Here is a 20,926-nt window from a genome sequence, read left to right on the forward strand (position 1 = left end):
TTGCTTCGTTGCAGCTTGCCAAAAGGAGCCTTTCCAGTTCATGTTTTGAGGATGAAATGCTTGATGAGTTTTCGTTTGTGGAGAGTAGCCTTCATAAAGATTTTGCAATGAAGCTAACGCTATTGGGGGCTAGCGAAGGATTTTGACTTTCGTCAAGTGCCTCATGGTTGAGAGTAAGCGGGACGCATCAGACATCACGATTTAAACACTAAATCCAAAAAAAGATAGTATTTAATAATATTAATCTGATAACCCAGCTACTGCCTTGGCTAATGAAGTGCTTCCCCACTTGGCTTCAACATCTGATAATTCAATCAAACTCTGTGGGGACCTTTGCTGCGATCGATGTTGGATAGAAATAATACGTTTCGGACTTTGAAATCCATTTTTTGCCAAATCAATCTCTTTTTGGATCCAGTAACGATGATTAACATACATACCTGCAGGAACGATAATTGAACTTGCCTTAGCAATTTGTGCCTTCAAAAGTTCTGTTAGCTTCCTCTTCCCTACTTCTTCATTAGGGTCAATGAGTGGATCATGCGCTGGTACGCTGTAGTCAACATAATCAAAGTCAGAAAATTTTCCCTTTGCAGTATTAAGAAGTTTTATGACACCATGGTATCGCTCACTGTAGCTCCAAGCATGGCTCACAAAAATATTATAGGTCGGCATATTATAACTCCTTAAAAACGTTACTCTCATACCCAGACGTCAATCTACGAAGTGATGAAATGAAGTGGGATCTAACAATTTTAACTTTTACTCAATAGTTGGCATTAACCAAGCTTCCAATTACAATGCACTAATTATCGGTTTCGGTTTCGGTTTTGTCTAGGCCGCTCAATGCAAATTCCTTTCCGCTCGCATAGGTTTCCAAGGCCCATTGAGCTGGCTCCTCGGCAATAAACAGTTTTTCATATTCGCTTGCCTTATCTGTTTCGCCCAAAGCAAATAGACAATTAGCTAGAGTTGCGAAAATCCACATCTGATCTGATCGTTGATCAAATTCATCATCTAAAACAACACTTTCCCAATGGACAACCAGCTCAGCTCTAATTTTTCTTGCTGACATTCTATCAAACAATGCCTCACGAGAGTCGTCTTGAACTTCACTGCGTATCTGGAAGCAAGTTGCCGCATTTTCACCGTTGTAGTAGTCCCCCCTAAGGTCAAAGCCCCTTTCATAAAATGAGAGAGCTAGGTTTAAGGTCTCGATGTCATCATTTAAAAACCACATGTTTTTGTGGATGGCCCCGGCAATACCAAGGGTCTCCGCGTCATTTGAGTGTTTAGGAGACAAGGCTTCCAAAACCCCAGCGGCCTTCACTAGCGACAACCAAGCGGATGGATATTTCGACTTGTAAGTGTGAAGGGCAAGCTGTTGAACTAAGTATGAGTCACCCGGGCTCATTTTCAAAGCGAGGCCAAAGTATTTTGCTGCCTCAAGGTGTTTTGAGTCCTTCGCGGCAGTTTCTGCCCTTTCAATGTGAGCTACATAAGTTTCCTCTAATTCTTCTGCTCTATTTAGCAAGGCTTCGTACTCTTCATCAGATAGCAATGGATTTCTAAGCGTTGGAATAAAGGTGTAAACAGGACTATCTGGACTTGTTTCAGCTAAAGATGCCTTGATCAACGTGGATAATTCAGCTTTTGCACGCACCGCTTCACGGTGCCCTATATCATCGCCCATATGATCGTATTGAAATGTATTAACGTGGTTCAGATCGAAGTGTAGCCTCCCTACAGATTCCTTCATTACAATCGTAGATTTTGGACGAAGGGCATGACGAACACCCAACTCATACACTGCATTGACGTTGCCTGTCGAAATGTCAGCTATTACTAAGTCAGCTCTCAGAAGCATTTCATACATTTTTGTATCGATCACACCGGAATGGAGTATTTCGTTTGCACGGATGCATCGTAGACCATTTTCTTCCACTGCAGGCTGAATAATTGCTTCATATGTTGCATCCAGATCTAGTGTACGCCCAGATTCAAAATCAGTTTTCTTTCCAAAACCCATGACAACAAAACAGATTTTTTCATCCGGCATAGCGTAAACCTTTCAATATTATTTTTGACTATCAAAACAACCCACCCATCAGGTCGTTAGTGTTGACAACCCGACTAAGGATGTCGAGGCCAAAAGAGATCGGGGTATATATTTTGATGGGGTAACCACAAGCCAAGCAGCCTTATCTCAAGATAAGCCGTTTAAGTCAAAAATTAACTTGCCTGAACGGCATATTCTGCGGTTTGGCAATGAGTGGCTGCTTTCGTCTTGGGTAAAATGGAATTTTGAGTTCGCAGCTAAAGTCGGCTTCCCGCCCTTTTTGCCGAGACCTTCTGTGGTTGCAGCGGCGATCCAGCAAGTGCGGCGAACAATAGAATTAATCGGGGTGGCGGACCTTGAGGCGGAGCGGGCAAGTCTTGCGAGGCGGTGAATTTTTCGGCCCAATCGGTTGATGAGCGGAGATGGGTTCGGGGAGAGGTGCGGAACGCTCGGCCCGGGAGTGGGGGGAGGTTCGGAGGTGTGCGTGGAGCGGCATCCTCCGGGAGCAGGGGGTCTTGGGGGAGTGCGGAACAATGACCCAAGCCCGTCGGGAGACGCCAGGGGGTGCAGGGGGAGTGGCGAACGACGACCCTGCCCAGGTGTCCAGAGGGGCGGAGCACTATTTGGTCCGGCTGAAGGCCCTTGGCGGGTTCGGGAGGGCGGAGCGCCACCCGAGCGGCGCGACAGCGCTGCCGGGGTCCGGGGGCGGAGCCCCCGGCGAACGACAGCTGGAACGCAGGCCCGCAGGGCCGGAGTGCCAGCTGATTAGTGAGTACTTACCTGCGCACCTTCGTCTCAGGCAGCCGTATGACAACAAGGGCGGAAAGCTGACCTTCGCTGCATCTGCGCAGTCTCAACTGTGAAAATAAGTAGGCCGAAATTCGCTGTCTTCCCCTCTCGCCCCGCTCCACCTATGTTCGGCCTAAAGGAGAAAGTTATGCTCAAGGGATTGGACGCGCTCTCGCGAAAGTTGAAGGAGGCGCAAAAGGTTGCAGCAGATCTCGATGGCGATCTGGCTTCTGTAAATTTCGATGCGGCCGATCCGGTCAGCATCGAGAGCGCTATACAAAAGCTCTATTCAGAAATCGACGCAAAATGTGCCGGATATGAGCGGAATGATTTGGTCCAACAGATTGCAGAAGATCTCAAAGAAAGCGGGCGCACCGCCATTCTGGAGAAAGCGGCTGCCGCTCGCTTGGATAATGGAGATTCAGAGTGAGTCTGAAAACCGCTCTCAACGAGGTTAACAATGCCGTCCTTGATTTGCAGTCCGCTGACTATAACACATACCACCGGCCTATTCAGCGGCTCTCAGCGGCGCTCCACTCCGAGTCGCTCCGGGCGATAACTGAGCAATTGAAGGCAGACGTAGATTTTGACGCATTCGTTAGCGACTCGGATGAAGGCGGTTCCATGATAGGTAGCGCGACGTTGAACTGGCCCAAAGATCGGCAGAAGGAACTCGGCCTTGCCATTCACATCATTGACCGCGGTGCCGAAGATGCCGGCTGGTTTTTGAACTTCTCCCACCACTGGTATCATGCGGGAAACAAGTTCGTCGCGAATATTCGAAAGGTCACAACCGCCGTCATCATCCCGTTTGCTCGAGACTTCAAGACATACGTTGAATCACTCCGACCGGCGCACACTTTCGCAGTTGAGCCGAATGATTTCCATCGTGTCTTCATCGTTCATGGGCATGACGAAGCACCTCGCGAGACCGTGGCACGCTTTCTCTCGACCGTCGGACTAGATCCGGTCATCCTACATGAGCAGGCAAACAAGGGCATGACGATCCCAGAAAAGCTTGCCGCCTATGCCAATGTTGGCTTCGCCGTGGTGCTACTTACTCCGGACGATGAAGGGAGGGTCAAGGATGCCGCAGAAATGCAATTCCGAGCGCGTCAGAATGTCATTCTCGAGCTTGGATATTTCGTTGGGCGGCTAGGTCGTGACCGGGTTTTCGCACTTCTCAAAGGGCAGATCGAGATTCCCTCAGACTATGTTGGTGTGGCCTACACCGCGTTTGATGAGGGAGGTGGCTGGCGGCAGAATCTGGCGCTGGAGTTGGAAGCCGCAGGTTACGACATCGATTGGAATAAAGTGATGCGACGCGGTTAGCGGCCTCTGAGGCAATTTGCGCTCATTCTTCGAGCTTATGAAAGCCCCTCTCGATGGGCATCATGCAACTCGACGAAAGCAATTCTTCAGAACCGTTTTTCAGCAGCGTGCCAACCTACAACCTCAGTTCTGTGTCATTGATGCTGAAGGCGGACAGGAGAGCTACTTTGAAGGACAACACCCTTACGCGCGCTCAGCGCGGTTCCATGTCCGCCGCGCACCGCTCTACTGCGCTTGCTGACGCGCCACCCACTGGGTGTGTTCCCGCGAGAAGGCTTGCTCCGCATCGTTCACAAACTCAGAGAAATCCTCCTCTTCATCTATTTCCCCAATTCGATTTTGAATTATTCCGATTTCGTGCGCGGTAAGAGTGTATGACGACGCCAGTTCATTGAATTTTTTGATTTGCGTCCAGCCAACGAAGGAGGAGGCGAGGACAATCACCGGTTCGATAGGCCAGAGCTCCCAGTTCGGGTATTCAACTCGAATAAGCGCCAAAACAATGGCGACCGCGTAGGCTGCGATACCCGCTAACATCCAATGCCGGCTCGCCCGTTTATTGGCACCGGCCTTTACCGAATACCAATTTCGCTGATCCTTAATCCGATGTTCTAAATAAAGCGCTTTTCGCTGCTTAAGGTCACGCGCCCGTATTTCTTCCATGCTTGCCGGGATTTGTTGCTTTGCAGCACTGTCAGGCGGCATTTTGTCACCGATGAAGCGATTGGCCTTCAATATGGCCAGAAGGTGGTCCCTGAACTCCCCTCGCGGTATGGTAATGGAGGCCGCATCCTCAAACGGGCTGGACCTCATCACAAAGCGCCACGAAGATGTCTTAATCGACTCAGCAAGCGCTCTTCCTCTATACCAATCCTGCTCGGGTTTCGTCCAACTCCGGCAAATGAGAATTCCTAACGAAGCGAGCAGAACTAAGGCATAGAAAATGAAAAAGGTTGGTTCCTTGCTCCAGTTCATCGAAAGAACGGCAGCAAGAAACAACATAGCGTATTCGGCTCGAATGAGCCAAAGATAAGCAGACTGCGCCTCGGCGGACAAGTCGCCCGCAGTCTCGTAAAGTGCCGGATACTCAAACATGATCTAGGGCACCAGACGGCGGATTGCTGCTACAATAGAGGCAGAGTTCCACGCCACCATCTCATCCGCGCATTCAACGACCGACTGGGGACTGCGCTGCTCACCCCAACGTTTTATCCCGAGGATCGGCTTGCCGATCTGCTTTGCATAGTTCATTTCGTATTGAATCCAGCCACTGTGGTTCACATACATGCCGGAAACGATCACCACACACTGAACTGGCCGAATTTGGCGCTTCATCTGCTCGCCTAATTCTTCAGACCCCATGCCCTCGAAGGCTTTGTCCTCGGGAACAGAGTAGTTGGACCACTTGAAGTTGGATGCGGCATTCAGAAACTTAATAGCCCTCTCGTAGCGATCACTGTATTTCCAAGCATGGCTGATGAAGAGCTTGTGGTCGTGTAGGTAGGGCATGGAGTTCTCCTTCTTGCGTCATTCTATGTCAGTATTCCTTTTGGGCCAAGTAGGAGCGCAGTTGATGCGGGAATAATCGGTGGGAATGTCGCCCTCACGATTCAGCCGTCAATAGGAACACTGGCTTTGCCCTCGTCCCGTTCCAAATAGAACCCACTTCGGAAGCTAAGGCTTTCCGCTTGACGCTTCGATGGGTTTTGCATGAGATGGATCACACTCTCACTTGAGTTGAAGAGGCCTCCTTGCACGGCGGCTATGTCCCGCCACCCGACCCCGAATAAGAATAGAAACGAGCGACCACAGCGAATGTCCGGTTCGAGGAAGCCGCAATGCGGCGAGGATCAACAAGACGGGGGTCCGGTTTGGGCCGTTTTTGTAAGTTGTCCAAGTCGTGACATCGTAGCGTTATCAGGGCCGGAGCAAATATTGCCTCCCAATAAGAGCCGCCTGTGAAATCAGGAGCCGAACCGTCGGATCAACCGATGGCCGCTGACCCAACCCCCGCTTCGGTGGAGGAGGTCTACGACATGCGGCTTACGTGATCTCCTCCCTCTCTATGAGCCGCAGGAGAAAATAAATGTACAAAAAAATTGACCAGATTGCCCGCGCTCGGAAGAATCAGCGGATCACATACACGGGACTTACCGATATGCTAGGACTTCACCATCGCAGCGCTCGCTGGTTTCTTGGTTTGATGCAGGCTTGGCTTAGAGAGAACGGCTATCCACATTTGCAGGCACTGGTTTTCGCTAAACACACCGGTGTTCCTGGCGAAGGATACGTGGCCAGTGCGCGTGGCGGAAAGCCATATGATCAGGCACTTCAGAAAGTCTGGAACTTCACATGGCCGAAGAATCCGCCCTTCTGATGTCTTGAAGTAACAGATCGCGGCGACCGCGAGTATATCTCGATTGTGAGCCAAAATTGCAGTTGCGGCGGGCGCCCGGAGGAGGGGTTGCAGCCGCAGAAATCGAATGATGATCCCAAAGTCAGCCATTGGCCGGACATCCTTAGTGCAGTTTTTCGACTTGCGCCAAATATTGAACAACTTAACCTGCCCAATATGGATTACATCTACCCCATAAATTTTGTTGGCCACGATGAGTGGTTGGACAGCGGATACGATTCAGAGCTGGCGCAAGGTGACGTCGTTACTCGCGATGGTGAGTTCCTCGGGAGGTGGCGAGTCGTTGATTACGATCAAAAGGACGAATACTCGAGCGGGCGAATAGAATTCATCGTGGATGGAGAAAGTTCCGTCAAATTCACGGAAGACTTTGCAGCGCTAGATATCAGAAACAGCCGTGGCTTTGCATTGTCGCAACTTACTCGAACTATCAGGGTATGGCACGAAGAGCAGCCAGCTTGAGGCCGAAGATGCACATCAGCTATGTTCAGGCCGCTGCGCGACGACGCGCGCAACGGCCGCTATTGGAGAGCTGCAATGCAGAACTGCCAATCAAACCAATGACCGTTAAGGGCCGATTTCGTGAACGTTTGCGGGTGTCCCTTGGTCAAGCAATTGACAGCCGGGCCGCGATGATAGGCTGAATCCATAGACGTTGCCCGTCCTCGGTTACCCAAACCAGGTCACGTCCCTTCGACAGAAGGGCATCATGGCGAAAGATGTATGCCATCGGCTTCGACGAAAGCGCCTCCGGAAGCACGTAAATAATGTAGTCAGTCCGGTGTTCAGGTGATTGCATCTTCGCGTATTCGTTTGGCGTCAACTCGACGACGAGATCTTTGCCTGAAAGTCCTTTGACCTCGACTTTGAGATAGACGCCGTCTTCGGTAAACGCTTCAAGGTCCCAGCCTGCGCCGTCTTTCTCGACTGACTCTACTTTGTGAGAACCGCCCTTTTCTGATTCGTAATAGGCAATCGCGTGGTTAATCGCGGCCTGTTCCACTTTACGGCGTAACTCTGGGTCAGTCTGTCTTGGAGATTTGGTTGTTTGTTTGCCGCGTCGCCCGCCTCGGCCGATGTATTCAGCGACCTCTCTATTGAAGGCTTCGCCTTTGCCGTACCAGACTGGGCTTTGGCCCAAATTTCCAGGCTCTTTTGCTGTGGGAATAATGAATGAACGAGCATCGATTGGCAGAAGTACCGCGTCGGCGTCGGCGGCTTCGATCTGATATCCGACATCGAAACCTGACAGACGCTCTAGGCGTCGATGCTCGGCCTCTCTGTGGATACATGCATTCCGAAACCAGCCGACGATTACAGTTTTCTTGGTTCGTGGATTTCGGGCAATCCAAACAACTGTCACGCCATCCACTGCGGCGTCGCCGCGTTTTGCCCCCAGCCGAGAAATGTTGATTTTAGCAGAACGGGGCACATAGCCATAGACCTTCCCCCTGATCGGTTCGAAGTTCCACGATTCGTGAGCAATGCCGTTTGTCTTTAAGAAGCCGAAATTGCCCTCGGCCTTGTCCCCCTTAGGCCCTCTGTAGTGTGTCATCCACGCATGGTTTACGTACACAATTGTCTCTGTTGCCATTATTCCCTACCATCCGTTGAGTTCGCGCGTTCAGATTTCAAATTTGTGCAGCGCACGTGCGACAATCATTGTTCCCAAGCACACGGGGATGCCGCCCTGAAACAGCTTGAGCTTGTAAGCCGGGTCCTGCAAAGTCACTTCCCCATGCTCGATCTAGTTCACGTGGATAGTGCCGATAACGAGATGTTCGGCGCAAGGACTTTTGCCCTACGCGATAGAGAATCAGTTGATAACGTTCTTTTCGATACCATCCCGCGCCGCACTCAGACCGGTCTCCGCCCTGCGGGATTAACATGCTGCCGTCCCGGCTGATTTCCGTGCGGCGCCTGCATTTGCCGGCATTGGCCTGGATCATAACTATAATGGGTGGCTTCTTGCAGTGGTTCCAATCGAACGACAGCTTTGTGGAACTCTGCGAGGCTGCATCCTGACAGGGCGACCGTCTGCATGGGCTGGAAGCAGTGATCTCGCCCTAACGCACAGGCTGGTGATCCGAACCATGTATGCTCCAACACTTGAATTGATCATCTGTCAGCTGATTTAACGACCGCCCGCCAACGTGCCAGTTAGGGCGTCGTGTAATATCATCCCACCTCCTGAACTCACTCGGTTCAGGAGGTCAAAGATGGACGGTGGAAGCTTCAAGATAGAATACCCCGTCGTGCTGCGGTTCGAGGGGCTCTACCCGCATCAGCTTGGTGGCTACGAAGCTCACCGTCTCCGGAAAGGCGGTGATCTCAGCCACGTTGATCGCAATCGGACTGAACTGAACGGTCCGCCCCTGATCGGCAGCGAAGATTGGGCGGCAACAGCGCTTGCCGAGATCCGGGAGATGACCACCGAAAACTTTACGGCAGAGCTCGAGTCGCTGGAGAAACGCAAACGGAAGAAAGACATCGAGCGACGTATCGTCGAGGGACCGAAACAGCCGTGGCGGCCAACACGCCACGGCCCCATGCGAGAGGTCATCCTTACGGTCAACAAGGACTGGTTCTCGGAGGACGCCAAGTTCTTCGGTGTCGATCAAGAGTCACGGGAGAACGAGTTTGGTGTGCATGCAGTCGCTTGGCTGAAAGATAACTTCGGCGACAACGTCATCCACGCTCGGGCTGATCGTGACGAGGCTGCCTACCACATCCACGCGGTGATTATGCCACGGACAACTGTGGAGATCGCGAAGCCGAAAGCGAAAGTGCTGACGGCAACGGCAACACGTCGGATGCTTCAACCATCCATTCACCCGATGATCGAGAACTACGAGGCTGCGCAGGACAGCGTCGGTGAGTGGTTTGCGGGTCTTGGACTGGTGCGGGGTAAGCGCACGGCTGCGGCGATCCGCGAGGCGCGAGACACCGGACAAACCCCTCCCAAGCGCCGGCGTCATGCGAAGACCTGGGAGTGGCGGAGGAAGGAAGAGCTTCGCCTGAAGGCCGAGGCGTCGACACTGAATGAGGAACGGCATGCTTTGGAGGCACGAGCCGCACGTGTTCAGGAGCGAGAGGACGAGGCCGAGACCGTTCTCGCCATTGCCGAAGGCGTGGCGTCAGGCACATTCGTCCCGGATGAAATCGACGATCAGCCTGGCTTGGTTGAGGCCCCGGCGGCCCAAGAGACTGCGACGGCATCGCCGACGCTTGATGCGTTACGCAAGCGGTCGCCAAGTGGCTTCGCTCGTGCTTCGGGAGTGTTTGGTCGTGCGTGGCAACGGCTGTTCGGGCAGGCGCGGACGACGGCGGAGGCCGAGGCTGCGGCCGGGGTTGCTGATGCTATGCAGCAGGTCTCAGAAGCCGATGAGTTGATCGCAAAGGCAGCTACCTTGCTTCCGAAGGACACCCGCACGCTCGTCGCCAAGATCCGTCAGACGATTCCCGCGATTATGCGGCGGCTCGAGCAGCGCGCGAATCCAGCTTCGGTCGACGAAAAGCAGGATGGGAAGAGCTCCGAAAAGCCGCGTCGTGAATAAAAAATTCATTTCGTTTCAGCGGTTTGTGCAGTTTTGCGAAAAAAGTTGCCCGAAACCGCGATTTTGTCGGACGAGGTCGCAACATATTCCGGTCAGCCGGAGAGCGCACCACGATGGAAACGCTTGATCCGGTCCATTAAACACAAACAAGGACGATACAATGACACAGTTTCTGAACCCCGCACTCGCTTCCCCCAAAGCTGCGCGTAAGGAGCGCGCACAGATCGCCGTGCCGACGGCCTCATCGACAACGGACCGCGCCGTCCAGACGCTGTATCGGGCGTTGGGCAAAGACCTCAAGAGGTCCGATAACAAGGATCGACTGATCATGAAGGCGGTTGCCGACACGATGCCTGACTTCATCGCGGCCTTGAATGAGGATGCCGTCGAGGCGTTCTTCTTTGCCCTCGAGCGGGTCGCTACGCCAGCCAACCGTCGCCGCATCGCGATGCACGCCCTGCGCGACGCCATCGTTGATGAGATGCATATCGAGGCGGACGAGGAAGACGCCATTGCCGAGGCTGAAAAAGAGAGCGTTGAGGCAAAGATCGCCGCCGAGACCAAGGCGGCTGCCGACGGCAAGGCAGCGAAAGCTATGCCGCAAGAACAAGTCGCGGCGGACGCGTCGAACTCCTGATCGGCGCCGGTGGGGCAGGGCGCACTGAGCGCCCGCCCCCGCTGGCCCCGCGCCTATCGCACGACCGGCGCGAACAGAACTGTTTTCGCCAAAGTGCAATGCGTGCTCCCGTAACCAGCAACGTCGAACACGCCACCCTAGGGTGGCTTTCGGCGTTTGTACGTAAGGCTTGGAAGCACGCGGTCAGACCGCTTTTCCTTACGTGAAAACTGTCTGGAGCAAGATCTACAAGACTGACATGGGCGGGACATGCGGCGCGTCCGCATCCCCGCCCGATATCAGCCGCAGTCTTGACTTGCGGTTGATAGGTCCACCCTAGATCGTGATAGGCCGGCCTTCTGCCAAGGATAGCGTAGCGGCATCGGCCATCAGCTGCGCCTGCAGCCCGTCGGTGATCGTCGAGGACAGGGGAGTACCAGCCGTGACCGCCGCAACGAAATGCGCCATTTCGGCCAGATAGGCGCGCTCATAGCGTTCAAGGAAAAAGTTCATCGTCGGCGCGCGGCGGAACCCTGCTGCATTGCCGACTTCGACCGTGTCTTCCAGAACGTTTTGCGCGCGTAGCAGACCTGCCGCGCCATGCACCTCGATCCGCTGGTCATAGCCGTAACTCGCGCGGCGCGAGTTCGAAATCTGGCAGATCTTGCCACTGGCCGTGGTGAGGATGACGGCGGCAGTATCGACGTCGCCAGCGGCGCCGATTTCTGGATCGACCAAGGCTGATCCGGTGGCAAACACCTGCACCGGGTCTTCGCCCATCAAGAACCGCGCCATGTCGAAGTCATGGATCATCATGTCGCGAAAGATGCCGCCTGAGGTCTTGATATAGCTGATGGGCGGCGGGGCAGGGTCGCGGGACAGGATCGTGACGAGCTCGACATTGCCGATCTCTCCGGCCTGAATACGGGCGTGGACGGAAGCAAAATTTGGATCGAAGCGGCGGTTGAAGGCGGTCATGAAGTCAACGGCATATGCCTCAACCACCTTGATGCAATCGCGGATGCGGTCCGCTGACATATCCACCGGCTTTTCACAAAAAATCGCCTTGCGCGCCTTGGCGGCCGCATGGATCAGATCGTAATGCGTGTCCGTCGGGGTGCAGATGATGATCGCGTCGATATCGTCGCTTTCGATGATCGCGTCGCTGCTGCGAACCTGCGCGCCAGTCTGCGTGGCAAGGTCCAGCGCGTTTTGTGCGAAGGCGTCCGATACGGCGACCAATGCCGCATCCGGCAGCCGCATGATAGAGGCAGCATGGACCCGTCCGATCCGTCCGCAGCCTAGAACTCCAATCCGTAGCATTATTCTGACTTTCCTGTGGGTTTGAAGACGCGCAAGACCTGACGGGTGGCAGCGACAAGTGGCGCGTGGGTGTCTTTCATGATCGTGACGCGGTCGAAGCGGTCCGGGTCTGCATTGACGGCATCGCGAAGCGCCTGCCCGAAAGCCATGCGCAATTCGGTGCCAATGTTGAATTTGCAGATCCGTGATCCGGTGGCCAAGGCGCGGCGCTGCGCCAATGGCACGCCCGATCCGCCGTGGATGACCAAAGGCACTGTGGTTGCCGCCTCGATCGCGCGGATGCGGTCCAGATCAAGACCGCCTTCCTTGTCCTGCTGCAAATGCACGTTCCCGACCGAAATCGCCATGGCATCAACGTTTGTCTCTCGGGCAAATTGCGCCGCTTCGGCGGGATCGGTACCAAGAGAGCCCTCGCCGCTGGCGTAGCCGACAAAGCCGATCTCTCCTTCGCAAGAAATGCCAGCCGCATGGGCCATGTCGGCGACTGCGGCAGTCTCTGCAATGTTCTGCGCCAGCGGTTTGCGAGAGCCGTCAAACATCAGCGAGGTAAAGCCGCTATCGAGCGCGATGCGGCAGTCTTCCATCGTGTAGCCGTGGTCCAGATGGGCCACTACGGGGACGCTGGCTTGCTCGGCCAGATAGCGGAACATCTTGCCCAAGACGGGCAGGGGCGTATGGGCGCGGCAGGACGGGCCAGCCTGCAGGATAACAGGGCAGCCTTCGGCCTCTGCCGCCGCGACATAGGCGACCATGTCTTCCCAGCCCAGGGTGACCAGCCCCGCGACCGCATAGTGGCCTTTCAAGGCGGGTTGCAGGACATCTGCCAGCGTTGCGAGGGTCATTTGAACTTGGCCACCATATCTTTGATCCCGGGGATTGTTTCGATCTGATAGGCATGGGTCGGCTGGAAATATTGCACCAGACTGCGCTGCGACAGGCCGCCAAGGATGGTGAAGTAATACATTTCGTACCCCGGCATGACGGCGCAGGGGTGGTAGCCCTTGTCGATCATGATCGTAGAGCCGTCCATCAGTTGGTAGGCGTCGCCTGGCTTGCCTTCTTCGCGCTGCAGGATCTGCACACCGGACCCATGGTTGGGGCGGAAGCGGAAGTTATAGGTTTCGTCGTGGCGAGTCTCATGCGGTAGGTTGTCGGTGTCATGCTTGTGGGCCGGAAAGCCAGACCAGCCGCCCTGACCCACGGTGAACAATTCACTGACCAGAAGGCGGCCGACCTTGCCGTTCTGTTTCTGACCAAGGATGTGCTTGATCTTGCGATGGGTTTTGGTGTCATCCGATCCGTATTGCACCTTGTCGATCTCGGCCACGCGGACCTCGAACGGGTCCAGCACCTTGTCGTATTTCGCACCGGCGATAAAGGTTTCGGTGTCGCGGGTGGCAACAATGGTCGCCTTGGCACCGACGGGGACATAAACACCTTCCGGCTCTCCGTCCCAGACGTCCGCTGTGCGGTTGCCCAGAGCCTTGAACTCTACGCCTTCGACGCTGACATCGACGGTGCCGGTCGCAGGTACGATGCAGGTTTCATAACCCGGCACCTGATACTCAAAGGCTTCGCCTGCTTTGAGCTTAACGATATTAAAATAGTTCAGCGGCACCGTGGGATCGTCCGCATCGACGATGGGAACGTTCTTGTTGTCATGTGGGGCGATATGCATGGTTTATCCTTCGTTTGGTGCAGTGGGGCCAGGGTGTTCGGCCAGAAATGAGGTGAGGTCGGCAGGGTACGGCATTGCAGGGGCGCAGCCGGGTTTGGCGACGACGATGGCGGCACAGGCTGATCCGCGCAGAATAGCTGTCTGCATATCGTGACCATCCGCGAGGGATGTCAGAAATCCGGCCATAAAACTGTCACCAGCGCCGGTGGGTTTCAGTGCGGTGACGGGATAGATTCCGGTGCGATATTCCTTGCCATCCGTAAAGGTGATCGCGCCGTGTTCGCCCATTTTGTAGACGACGATGCTGGCGGTCGTCGCGGCCAGATCGCGGGCTTTGGCTAGACCCTTGTCCTTGCTACCAGCCATGAAGCCGAATTCGTCGTCATTGCCGACGATCACATCAGACAGGTCCGCCGCGCGGGACAGCACGTCAGAGGCGACCTGCGCCGAGGGCCATGAATAAGGTCTGTAATCGACGTCAAAGATAATCGGCAGGCCTGCAGCTCGCGCCAGATCGAAGGCGTGAAAACTGGCACTGCGTGATGGCTCGGCGGCAAAGACCGTGCCAGCGGTGACCAGTGCGCCAAAGCGGCTGTAGTCAAGGGCGGCGACGTCCTCGGTCGTCATCTCGAAGTCTGCCGCGTTGTTGCGATAGATGACGTTGCGGTGCCCCTCGGTGCGGCTTTCGTAGATCGCGAGGGAGTTGCGGACCTCGCCCCCGACGCAGCGAACATGGCGGCGGTCAATGCCGTAGTGGTCCAGCTTGGACAGGCAAAAGCTGCCGATGGCGTCGTCCGATACAGTCGTGACAAGTGCGGCGCGGCCCCCGAGCTTGACGATCCCCGCCGCGATATTTGCAGAGGAGCCGCCCATATCGGCCGTGAACTGGGTTGAATCCTCTGTCGTGACGCCGGGGTCAGTGAACAGGTCCATCCCGACGCGCCCGATGACGACGAAGTCGTTGCGTCTGATACCCTCTAGAACGGTCATCAGATGCCTGCCCGCTGGGCGCTGCGCGCGGCCTCGGTCTCTTGGTGCTTATCGGTGACGGTTGCGCTGTTGCTGATATGTGGGGTGCCAACCTCCCACCAGGCGTGGCCTTGGGTGGTCCAGCCGTCGTAGGCGTCCACTTTCATAACGATAACGCTTGTTTTATCGGCCGCTTTCGCGCGTTTGAAGGCTTCGGCAAATTCCGCAGGGTTGGCAGCGGTTTCGGCATTGGCACCCATCGCGGCGGCGTGCGCCTCGAAATCGACGGCGAAGGGGTGGGGGATCGTGGGGCAATCGGCCAGCAGATTGTTGAAACTCTCGTTGCCAGTGTTGTTTTGCAGTTTGTTGATCACCGCAAAGCCGCCGTTATCCAGCACGCAGATGATCAGCTTGCGCTGCGTCAAAACCGAGGAGTAGATGTCGGAGTTCATCAGCAAATAAGACCCGTCGCCGGTAAAGACGATGGTGTCTCGGTCAGGCTCGCGTTCGAATTGCGCGATCCGCGCGCCCCAACCGCCTGCAATCTCGTAGCCCATGCAGGAAAATCCGAACTCCACGTCGACGGTGCCGGGCTCTTTGGTTTGCCAATGTGCTGTCACCTCGGCGGGAAGGCCACCCGCGGCTGCGACGACGCGGTCGCGGGAATCGCAAAGATCGTTAACCACGCGGATCGCCTGCGCATAGGAATTCGGGCCATTGCCGGGGGTGGTGATCGTGTCGGTATAGGCGACCCACTTGGCGCGCTCTGTCTGGGCATTCATGGTCCAGTCATCGGGCGCGCGGTATCCGGACAGTGCCTCGCCAAGAGCGAAAAGGCCCAGTTTGGCGTCGCCCACCACGGGCAGGGACAGGTGCTTGGCCGCATCGTGACGTCCGACGTTCAGGCCGATGATCCGCGCGTCCTTTGCAAAGGCCGTCCATGATCCGGTGGTGAAGTCCTGCAACCGGGTGCCGAGGGCAAGGATCACATCGGCTTGCGCCGCCACGGTATTGGCGCTGTCCGATCCGGTGACGCCGACGGGGCCGATGTTGAGCGGGTGCGATTGGGTCAAATTCGCGCGGCCTGCGATGGTTTCAACCACTGGAATGTTGTGCCGCGTGGCAAAATCGATCAGTGCATCGACCGCACCGGCGTATTGCACGCCGCCGCCCGCAATGATGACGGGGCGCTTGGCGGCTTTCAGGATTACGGCGGCTTCCTCGATCTCTGCGATATCGGGGGCTTGGCTGCGGATGCGGTGTACGCGCTTGGCGAAAAAGCTGGCGGGGTAGTCATAGGTCCAGCCCTGCACGTCTTGCGGCAGGCCGATGAAGGCGGGGCCGCAGTCGGCGGGGTCCAGCATGGTCGCAAAGGCGGCTGGCAAAGATTGCAGGATCTGCGCCGGATGGGTGATGCGATCCCAGAACCGAGAGACGGCCTTGAAGGCGTCATTCACCCCCAGCGCCGGATTGCCGAAGTGCTCTAGCTGCTGCAGCACCGGATCGGGCAGGCGGGTGATGAAGGTATCGCCGCAAAGCATCAGAACCGGCAAGCGGTTGGCATGGGCCAGCGCGGCAGAGGTCAGAAGGTTCGCTGTCCCGGGACCGGCGCTGGCGGTGCAGAACATAAAGCGGCGGCGCAGCCATTGCTTAGCATAGCCGGCGGCGGCGAACCCCATGCCCTGTTCGTTCTGGCCCCGATAAAGCGGCAGCGCAGCGCGGTTTTCGTAAAGCGCCTCGCCCAGACAGGTGACGTTGCCGTGGCCGAAAATGCCGAAGCCGCCGCCGCAAATCCGCATCTCCTTGCCGTCAATTTCGATATACTGATTGGCAATAAAGCGGATGATCGCCTGCGCCGTTGTCAGCTTTACCGTCTCGTTCATAATCTGCCTGCTTTTCAATCATCAAGGGTTCGTTTGCGATTGCATCTTGCGCGCTATCGACTCCAAGGATACAAGTTTTGCAACCGGTTGCAAACTTTAATTCGGGTACAGGGGGCGGGATGACGGAAATAGGCATCGGGATTGTCGGCGGCGGATACATGGGAAAGGCCCATGCGGTGGCGATGTCGGCAGTCGGGGCGGTCTTTAATACGGCCCTGCGCCCACGTCTGGAAATGGTCTGCGCCAGCACGCCCGCCTCTGCCGAGCGCTACCGCAAGGCCTACGGCTTTGCGCGGGGCACGGATGATTGGCGGGTGCTGGTGAATGACCCTAAGGTCGAAGCCGTCATCATCGCCGCGCCGCAAGAGACGCACCAGGAAATCGCAGCGGCCGCTTTTGCCTTGAGCAAGCCGGTGTTTTGCGAAAAGCCACTCGGTGCGTCGCTGGCCGAGAGCCGGGCAATGGTCGCGGCGGCGCAGGGCCAGATCAGCATGACCGGCTTCAACTATATCCGCACCCCTGCCAGCCAGTTTGCCCGCAAGCTGATCGCGCAGGGTGCGATCGGCGACATCACATGGTTTCGCGGCGAGCATACAGAGGATTTTCTGGCGGACCCGCAGCAGCCAGCGTCTTGGCGCACCAGCGGCGGCGCGAACGGCACCATGGGCGATCTGGCCCCGCATATGATCAATGGCGCGCTGGCGCTGATTGGTCCGATCACGGCGCTAAGCGCCATGATAGAGACTGTTCACGCCACCCGTCCGGGGGGTGATGTGACCAATGATGATCACGGGCAGATGATGTGCCGCTTTGCCAATGGGGCGATGGGGCAGATGTATTTCAGCCGGATCAGCCATGGCCGCAAGATGGGCTATGCCTATGAAATAACTGGTACAAAAGGTGCGCTTCGGTTCGACCAAGAGGATCAGAACGCGCTGTGGTTCTATAGCGCGGACGAGCCCGAGGCGATCCGCGGATTCCGCAAAATCCTGACCGGTCCGGCGCATCCGGACTATGAACCCTTCTGTCAGGGGCCGGGGCATGGCACCGGATATCAGGATCAGATCATCATCGAGGCGCGCGATTTCCTGCGTGCAATCGAAACCCGCACGCCCGTCTGGCCGACGTTCCAGGACGGCATGGCGGTCAACCAAGTTGTCGCGGCGGCGATGCAGTCATCCCTTGCTGGCGCTTGGGTCGACGTCGCCTCTGTTTAGCATTCGAAAGGCATCAATATGACAATCAAGATCGGCAATGCGCCCTGTTCGTGGGGCATCGAATTTCCCAGTGATCCGGCCTATCCTACCTGGCAGTCGGTCTTGGATCAGTGCGCTCAGGCGGGGTATAAGGGGATCGAGCTTGGCCCAATCGGCTATCTGCCCGAAGACCCCGCCGTACTGGCACCTGAGCTGGCCAAGCGTGGGTTGGAAATCATCGGCGGTGTCGTGTTCCGCGCCTTTCACGATCCCGCCAAATGGGATGACGTGCTGGACGCCAGCCACCGCACCTGCAAGGCACTGACAGCGCACGGCGCGCAGCATCTGGTGCTGATTGACAGTATCTCTCCCCGCCGCGCCCCGACGGCGGGCCGCGCTGCCGAGGCAGAGCAGATGGATAATGCCGAATGGACCGCCTTTCGTGATCGGCTGGCGACGATCGCCAAGATCGGCACCGAAGAATACGGGCTGACCGTTGGCATCCACGCCCATGCGGCAGGTTTCATCGACTTCGAGCCAGAGCTGGAACGGCTTCTGGACGAGGTGGACGAAAGCATCTTGAAAATCTGCTTTGACACCGGCCATCACTCTTATGCGGGCTACGATCCGATTGCATTCATGGACCGGCATATGGACCGGATTTCCTATATGCATTTTAAAGACATCGATCCTTTGGTCAAAGCGGATGTCGTCGCCAATCGCACCGGATTTTACAAAGCCTGCGGGCAGGGCATTTTCTGCAACTTGGGCAAGGGCGACGTGGACTTTCCTGCGGTGCGCCAACGCCTGATCGATGCCGGCTTCGAGGGGTGGTGCACGGTCGAGCAGGACTGTGACCCGTCTGTCCCCGGCACGCCGCTGGAAGATGCGCGCGCCAATCGTGAATATCTGCAATCCATCGGCTTTTAGGAACACAGCATGACAAAACTAAAGTGGGGCATGATCGGCGGCGGCGAAGGTAGCCAGATTGGACCAGCGCACCGTTTGGGCGCACAGGCGGATGGTCGGTTTGAATTCGCAGCTGGCGCGCTGGATCACCGCGCCGAAGAGGGGCGGGCCTACGGCCAGCGCCTTGGGATCGCGGCAGACCGCGCTTATGGCGACTGGACCGAAATGCTTGCCGGTGAACGCAATCGCGCTGACCGCGTCGATCTGGTGACGGTTGCGACGCCCAACGCGACGCACTTTGAGATCACCAAAGCCTTCCTAGAGGCCGGCTTTAACGTGCTATGTGAAAAGCCGATGACAATGGACGTCGAACAGGGCGAAGAGATTGTCCGCATTGCCAAGGCCAGCGGCAAGATCTGTGCAGTGAACTACTGCTACTCTGCCTACCCGATGATCCGGCAGGCCCGCGCCATGGTTCGCGCCGGAGAGATCGGCAAGATCCGCCTTGTGGTCACGAACTTCAGCCACGGTCACCACGGCGATGCGGGGGATGCGAACAATCCGCGGGTGCGCTGGCGCTATGATCCGGCGATGGCGGGTGTGTCGGGCCAGTTTGCCGATTGCGGCATTCACGCGCTGCATATGGCGGGATTTATCTGCGATGATACGGTTGAAAAGCTGTCGGCTGACTTTGCCTCCACCATTCCCAGCCGCGTGCTAGAGGACGACGCGATGGTCAATTTCCGCATGACGGGCGGCACGGTTGGCAGGCTTTGGACCTCTTCAGTGGCGATCGGGCGGCAGCACGGGTTCGATATCCAGGTCTTTGGCGAAACCGGCGGGCTTCGCTGGGCGTCAGAGCAGCCGAACCAGTTGATCTATACCCCCGTCGGCGGCCGCACGCAGATCATCGAAAAGGGTGAGGGCGGCCTGCATCCCGATGCGCAGCGCTTGTCCCGCGTTTCCATCGCCCACCCCGAAGGTTTCCCGCTGGCTGTCGCCAATATCTATTGCGATCTGGCCGACGCGATCAACGGCGAGGCGCGCGACGGTCTGCCGCTGGCACCGGATGGTTTGCGGTCGATGGCGGCTGTCTATGCGGCGGTAGAGTCCGCCAAGGCGGACGGCGCCTGGGTCGATGCGCGACCGCCGATGTTCCGCTAATCAGCCTGAACGCGGGGCCGCAGGGTCCCGCGTTCAATGACGCGGCATGGGAATAGCCGCGCCTCTGGATAGCGGTCCGGTTGATCCATCATCGCGACCATAAGCTCCACAGATGAATCCACGATTTCGCGGATTGGCTGCCGGATCGTCGTCAGGTTGATGTTTTCCCAGCTAGCCATTTCCATATCGTTCAGCCCGATAATGCCGATATCCCCTGGCACCGTCAGGCCCTTGTCCTTGATCGCACTAAGCGCGCCGATGGACAGCACGTCGTCACCGCAAAAATAGGCCTCCGCCGGGGCGGATTCCAGCAGGCGCAGCATTTCAGCGCGCCCGGCCTGAAAGGTATACGCGGCGGCAAAAGAGTGTGTGCAGGTCACATCCGCGTGCTTGGCGATTTCTTCGGCAAAGCCGCGGAACCGGTCCATGGTCGAGGTCGCGCTTTCAGGCCCGCCAAGGAAGGAAAGGCGCTTGTAGCCGCGGGCGATCATGGTCTTGGCCGCGACGCTGCCGGCGACTGCGTTGTCGATGCCGACGACATGCACGTCGGGGCTGCTCGCATAGCGGCCAAAGGTGTTGACCACTGGTATGCCCTTGTCGCGGAATCCCTTGGCAAAGGCGGGCGGCAGGGTAGAGGATGCGACGATCACGCCATCGACCGAATATTGCTGCAGCATCCGCACCGAATGTTCGGGATCTGTTTCATCGCTAAGATTGACCAGTAGGGGCCGCAAACCGCGATCTTGCAGGCCGCGGGTGAACAGATCAAAAACCTCTAGGAAAATCGGGTTGTGAAAGTTGTTGGAAACCAATCCGATCAGCTTTGTCTGGCGGGTTGTCAGACTGCGAGCCAAGAAATTGGGACTATAGCCCAGCTCTGCGGCTGCTTTTTCGACCTTGCGCCGCATTTTGGCCGATACGGATGCGCCATCCGTGAAAGCGCGCGAGACGGCTGATGTTGAGACCCCCGCGCGGAGCGCCACATCCTTCAGCGTTGCGACCATGTGTCCAAACCATTCCTTTTAAGATTAAAAT

General features: G+C 56.6%; 20 protein-coding genes. 9 read left to right on the top strand and 11 right to left on the bottom strand.

Annotated elements, in window-relative coordinates; genetic code table 11:
- Positions 1 to 240: 240 nt before the first annotated feature.
- Positions 241 to 675, bottom strand: a complete 435-nt coding sequence (locus KBW81_RS07360) for a TIR domain-containing protein (protein WP_254248855.1) — start codon at positions 673 to 675, stop codon at positions 241 to 243.
- A gap of 130 nt (positions 676 to 805) precedes the next feature.
- Entirely contained in the window at positions 806 to 2,059 is a 1,254-nt protein-coding gene (locus KBW81_RS07365; RefSeq protein ID WP_254248856.1) for a tetratricopeptide repeat-containing protein, read from the bottom strand.
- A gap of 937 nt (positions 2,060 to 2,996) precedes the next feature.
- Between KBW81_RS07365 and KBW81_RS07370 the strand changes: the two genes are divergently transcribed.
- Both KBW81_RS07370 and KBW81_RS07375 read left to right on the top strand, forming a co-directional pair.
- The gene (locus tag KBW81_RS07370) at positions 2,997 to 3,278 is read left to right on the top strand and encodes a hypothetical protein (protein WP_254248857.1); all 282 of its coding nucleotides are present in this window, start codon (positions 2,997 to 2,999) and stop codon (positions 3,276 to 3,278) included.
- On the top strand, positions 3,275 to 4,180 hold the full coding sequence (locus KBW81_RS07375) for a TIR domain-containing protein (RefSeq protein WP_254248858.1): 906 nt from the start codon (positions 3,275 to 3,277) through the stop codon (positions 4,178 to 4,180). The genes KBW81_RS07370 and KBW81_RS07375 overlap by 4 nt, the downstream gene beginning before the upstream one ends.
- 225 nt (positions 4,181 to 4,405) lie before the next feature.
- On the opposite strand, the gene KBW81_RS07380 is transcribed toward KBW81_RS07375, so the two are convergent.
- Both KBW81_RS07380 and KBW81_RS07385 read right to left on the bottom strand, forming a co-directional pair.
- Positions 4,406 to 5,275 (bottom strand): DUF4231 domain-containing protein, encoded by an 870-nt coding sequence (locus tag KBW81_RS07380; RefSeq protein WP_254248859.1) that lies wholly within the window; start codon positions 5,273 to 5,275, stop codon positions 4,406 to 4,408.
- A gap of 3 nt (positions 5,276 to 5,278) precedes the next feature.
- Complete coding sequence (locus tag KBW81_RS07385; protein WP_254248860.1) at positions 5,279 to 5,689, bottom strand: TIR domain-containing protein; 411 nt, start codon at positions 5,687 to 5,689, stop codon at positions 5,279 to 5,281.
- A gap of 577 nt (positions 5,690 to 6,266) precedes the next feature.
- Here KBW81_RS07385 and KBW81_RS07390 point away from each other — a divergent pair.
- Together KBW81_RS07390 and KBW81_RS07395 are read left to right on the top strand one after the other, a co-directional pair.
- The gene (locus tag KBW81_RS07390) at positions 6,267 to 6,557 is read left to right on the top strand and encodes a hypothetical protein (RefSeq protein ID WP_254248861.1); all 291 of its coding nucleotides are present in this window, start codon (positions 6,267 to 6,269) and stop codon (positions 6,555 to 6,557) included.
- An 87-nt stretch (positions 6,558 to 6,644) separates the two neighbouring features.
- Positions 6,645 to 7,058: a hypothetical protein gene (locus KBW81_RS07395; protein ID WP_254248862.1), complete on the top strand. Its 414-nt coding sequence runs from the start codon at positions 6,645 to 6,647 to the stop codon at positions 7,056 to 7,058.
- Between the two features lie 145 nt (positions 7,059 to 7,203).
- On the opposite strand, the gene KBW81_RS07400 is transcribed toward KBW81_RS07395, so the two are convergent.
- A complete protein-coding gene (locus KBW81_RS07400; RefSeq protein WP_254248863.1) occupies positions 7,204 to 8,190 on the bottom strand; it encodes a protein NO VEIN domain-containing protein in 987 nt (328 codons plus the stop codon).
- Positions 8,191 to 8,815: 625 nt separating this feature from the next.
- Between KBW81_RS07400 and KBW81_RS07405 the strand changes: the two genes are divergently transcribed.
- Both KBW81_RS07405 and KBW81_RS07410 read left to right on the top strand, forming a co-directional pair.
- The gene (locus KBW81_RS07405; RefSeq protein WP_254248864.1) at positions 8,816 to 10,153 is read left to right on the top strand and encodes a plasmid recombination protein; all 1,338 of its coding nucleotides are present in this window, start codon (positions 8,816 to 8,818) and stop codon (positions 10,151 to 10,153) included.
- A gap of 160 nt (positions 10,154 to 10,313) precedes the next feature.
- A complete protein-coding gene (locus KBW81_RS07410; protein ID WP_254248865.1) occupies positions 10,314 to 10,790 on the top strand; it encodes a hypothetical protein in 477 nt (158 codons plus the stop codon).
- Positions 10,791 to 11,105: 315 nt separating this feature from the next.
- Here the strand turns inward: KBW81_RS07410 and iolG are convergent, their stop codons facing one another.
- From iolG to iolD, 5 genes are read right to left on the bottom strand one after another with little or no spacing between them, the layout of a single operon-like run.
- Positions 11,106 to 12,092 (bottom strand): inositol 2-dehydrogenase, encoded by a 987-nt coding sequence (gene iolG, locus KBW81_RS07415; protein ID WP_254248866.1) that lies wholly within the window; start codon positions 12,090 to 12,092, stop codon positions 11,106 to 11,108.
- On the bottom strand, positions 12,092 to 12,934 hold the full coding sequence (locus tag KBW81_RS07420; protein WP_090185060.1) for a class II fructose-bisphosphate aldolase: 843 nt from the start codon (positions 12,932 to 12,934) through the stop codon (positions 12,092 to 12,094). Before KBW81_RS07420 ends, iolG begins: the two co-directional genes overlap by 1 nt.
- Positions 12,931 to 13,770 (bottom strand): 5-deoxy-glucuronate isomerase, encoded by an 840-nt coding sequence (locus tag KBW81_RS07425; RefSeq protein ID WP_254248867.1) that lies wholly within the window; start codon positions 13,768 to 13,770, stop codon positions 12,931 to 12,933. Before KBW81_RS07425 ends, KBW81_RS07420 begins: the two co-directional genes overlap by 4 nt.
- Before the next feature lie 3 nt (positions 13,771 to 13,773).
- Positions 13,774 to 14,760 (bottom strand): 5-dehydro-2-deoxygluconokinase, encoded by a 987-nt coding sequence (gene iolC / locus KBW81_RS07430; protein WP_254248868.1) that lies wholly within the window; start codon positions 14,758 to 14,760, stop codon positions 13,774 to 13,776.
- Positions 14,760 to 16,622: a 3D-(3,5/4)-trihydroxycyclohexane-1,2-dione acylhydrolase (decyclizing) gene (iolD, locus tag KBW81_RS07435; protein WP_254248869.1), complete on the bottom strand. Its 1,863-nt coding sequence runs from the start codon at positions 16,620 to 16,622 to the stop codon at positions 14,760 to 14,762. Before iolD ends, iolC begins: the two co-directional genes overlap by 1 nt.
- A gap of 119 nt (positions 16,623 to 16,741) precedes the next feature.
- Here iolD and KBW81_RS07440 point away from each other — a divergent pair, with 119 nt between their 5' ends.
- From KBW81_RS07440 to KBW81_RS07450, 3 genes are read left to right on the top strand one after another with little or no spacing between them, the layout of a single operon-like run.
- Positions 16,742 to 17,839, top strand: a complete 1,098-nt coding sequence (locus KBW81_RS07440) for a Gfo/Idh/MocA family protein (RefSeq protein WP_254248870.1) — start codon at positions 16,742 to 16,744, stop codon at positions 17,837 to 17,839.
- An 18-nt stretch (positions 17,840 to 17,857) separates the two neighbouring features.
- Positions 17,858 to 18,748, top strand: a complete 891-nt coding sequence (locus KBW81_RS07445) for a TIM barrel protein (RefSeq protein ID WP_254248871.1) — start codon at positions 17,858 to 17,860, stop codon at positions 18,746 to 18,748.
- A 9-nt stretch (positions 18,749 to 18,757) separates the two neighbouring features.
- Entirely contained in the window at positions 18,758 to 19,891 is a 1,134-nt protein-coding gene (locus KBW81_RS07450; protein ID WP_254248872.1) for a Gfo/Idh/MocA family protein, read from the top strand.
- Here the strand turns inward: KBW81_RS07450 and KBW81_RS07455 are convergent.
- Complete coding sequence (locus KBW81_RS07455) at positions 19,888 to 20,895, bottom strand: LacI family DNA-binding transcriptional regulator (protein ID WP_254248873.1); 1,008 nt, start codon at positions 20,893 to 20,895, stop codon at positions 19,888 to 19,890. The two genes, KBW81_RS07450 and KBW81_RS07455, sit on opposite strands and share 4 nt — an antisense overlap.
- Positions 20,896 to 20,926: the final 31 nt, after the last annotated feature.

It is taken from the genome of Loktanella salsilacus (assembly GCF_024206795.1).
GTDB lineage: Bacteria > Pseudomonadota > Alphaproteobacteria > Rhodobacterales > Rhodobacteraceae > Loktanella > Loktanella salsilacus.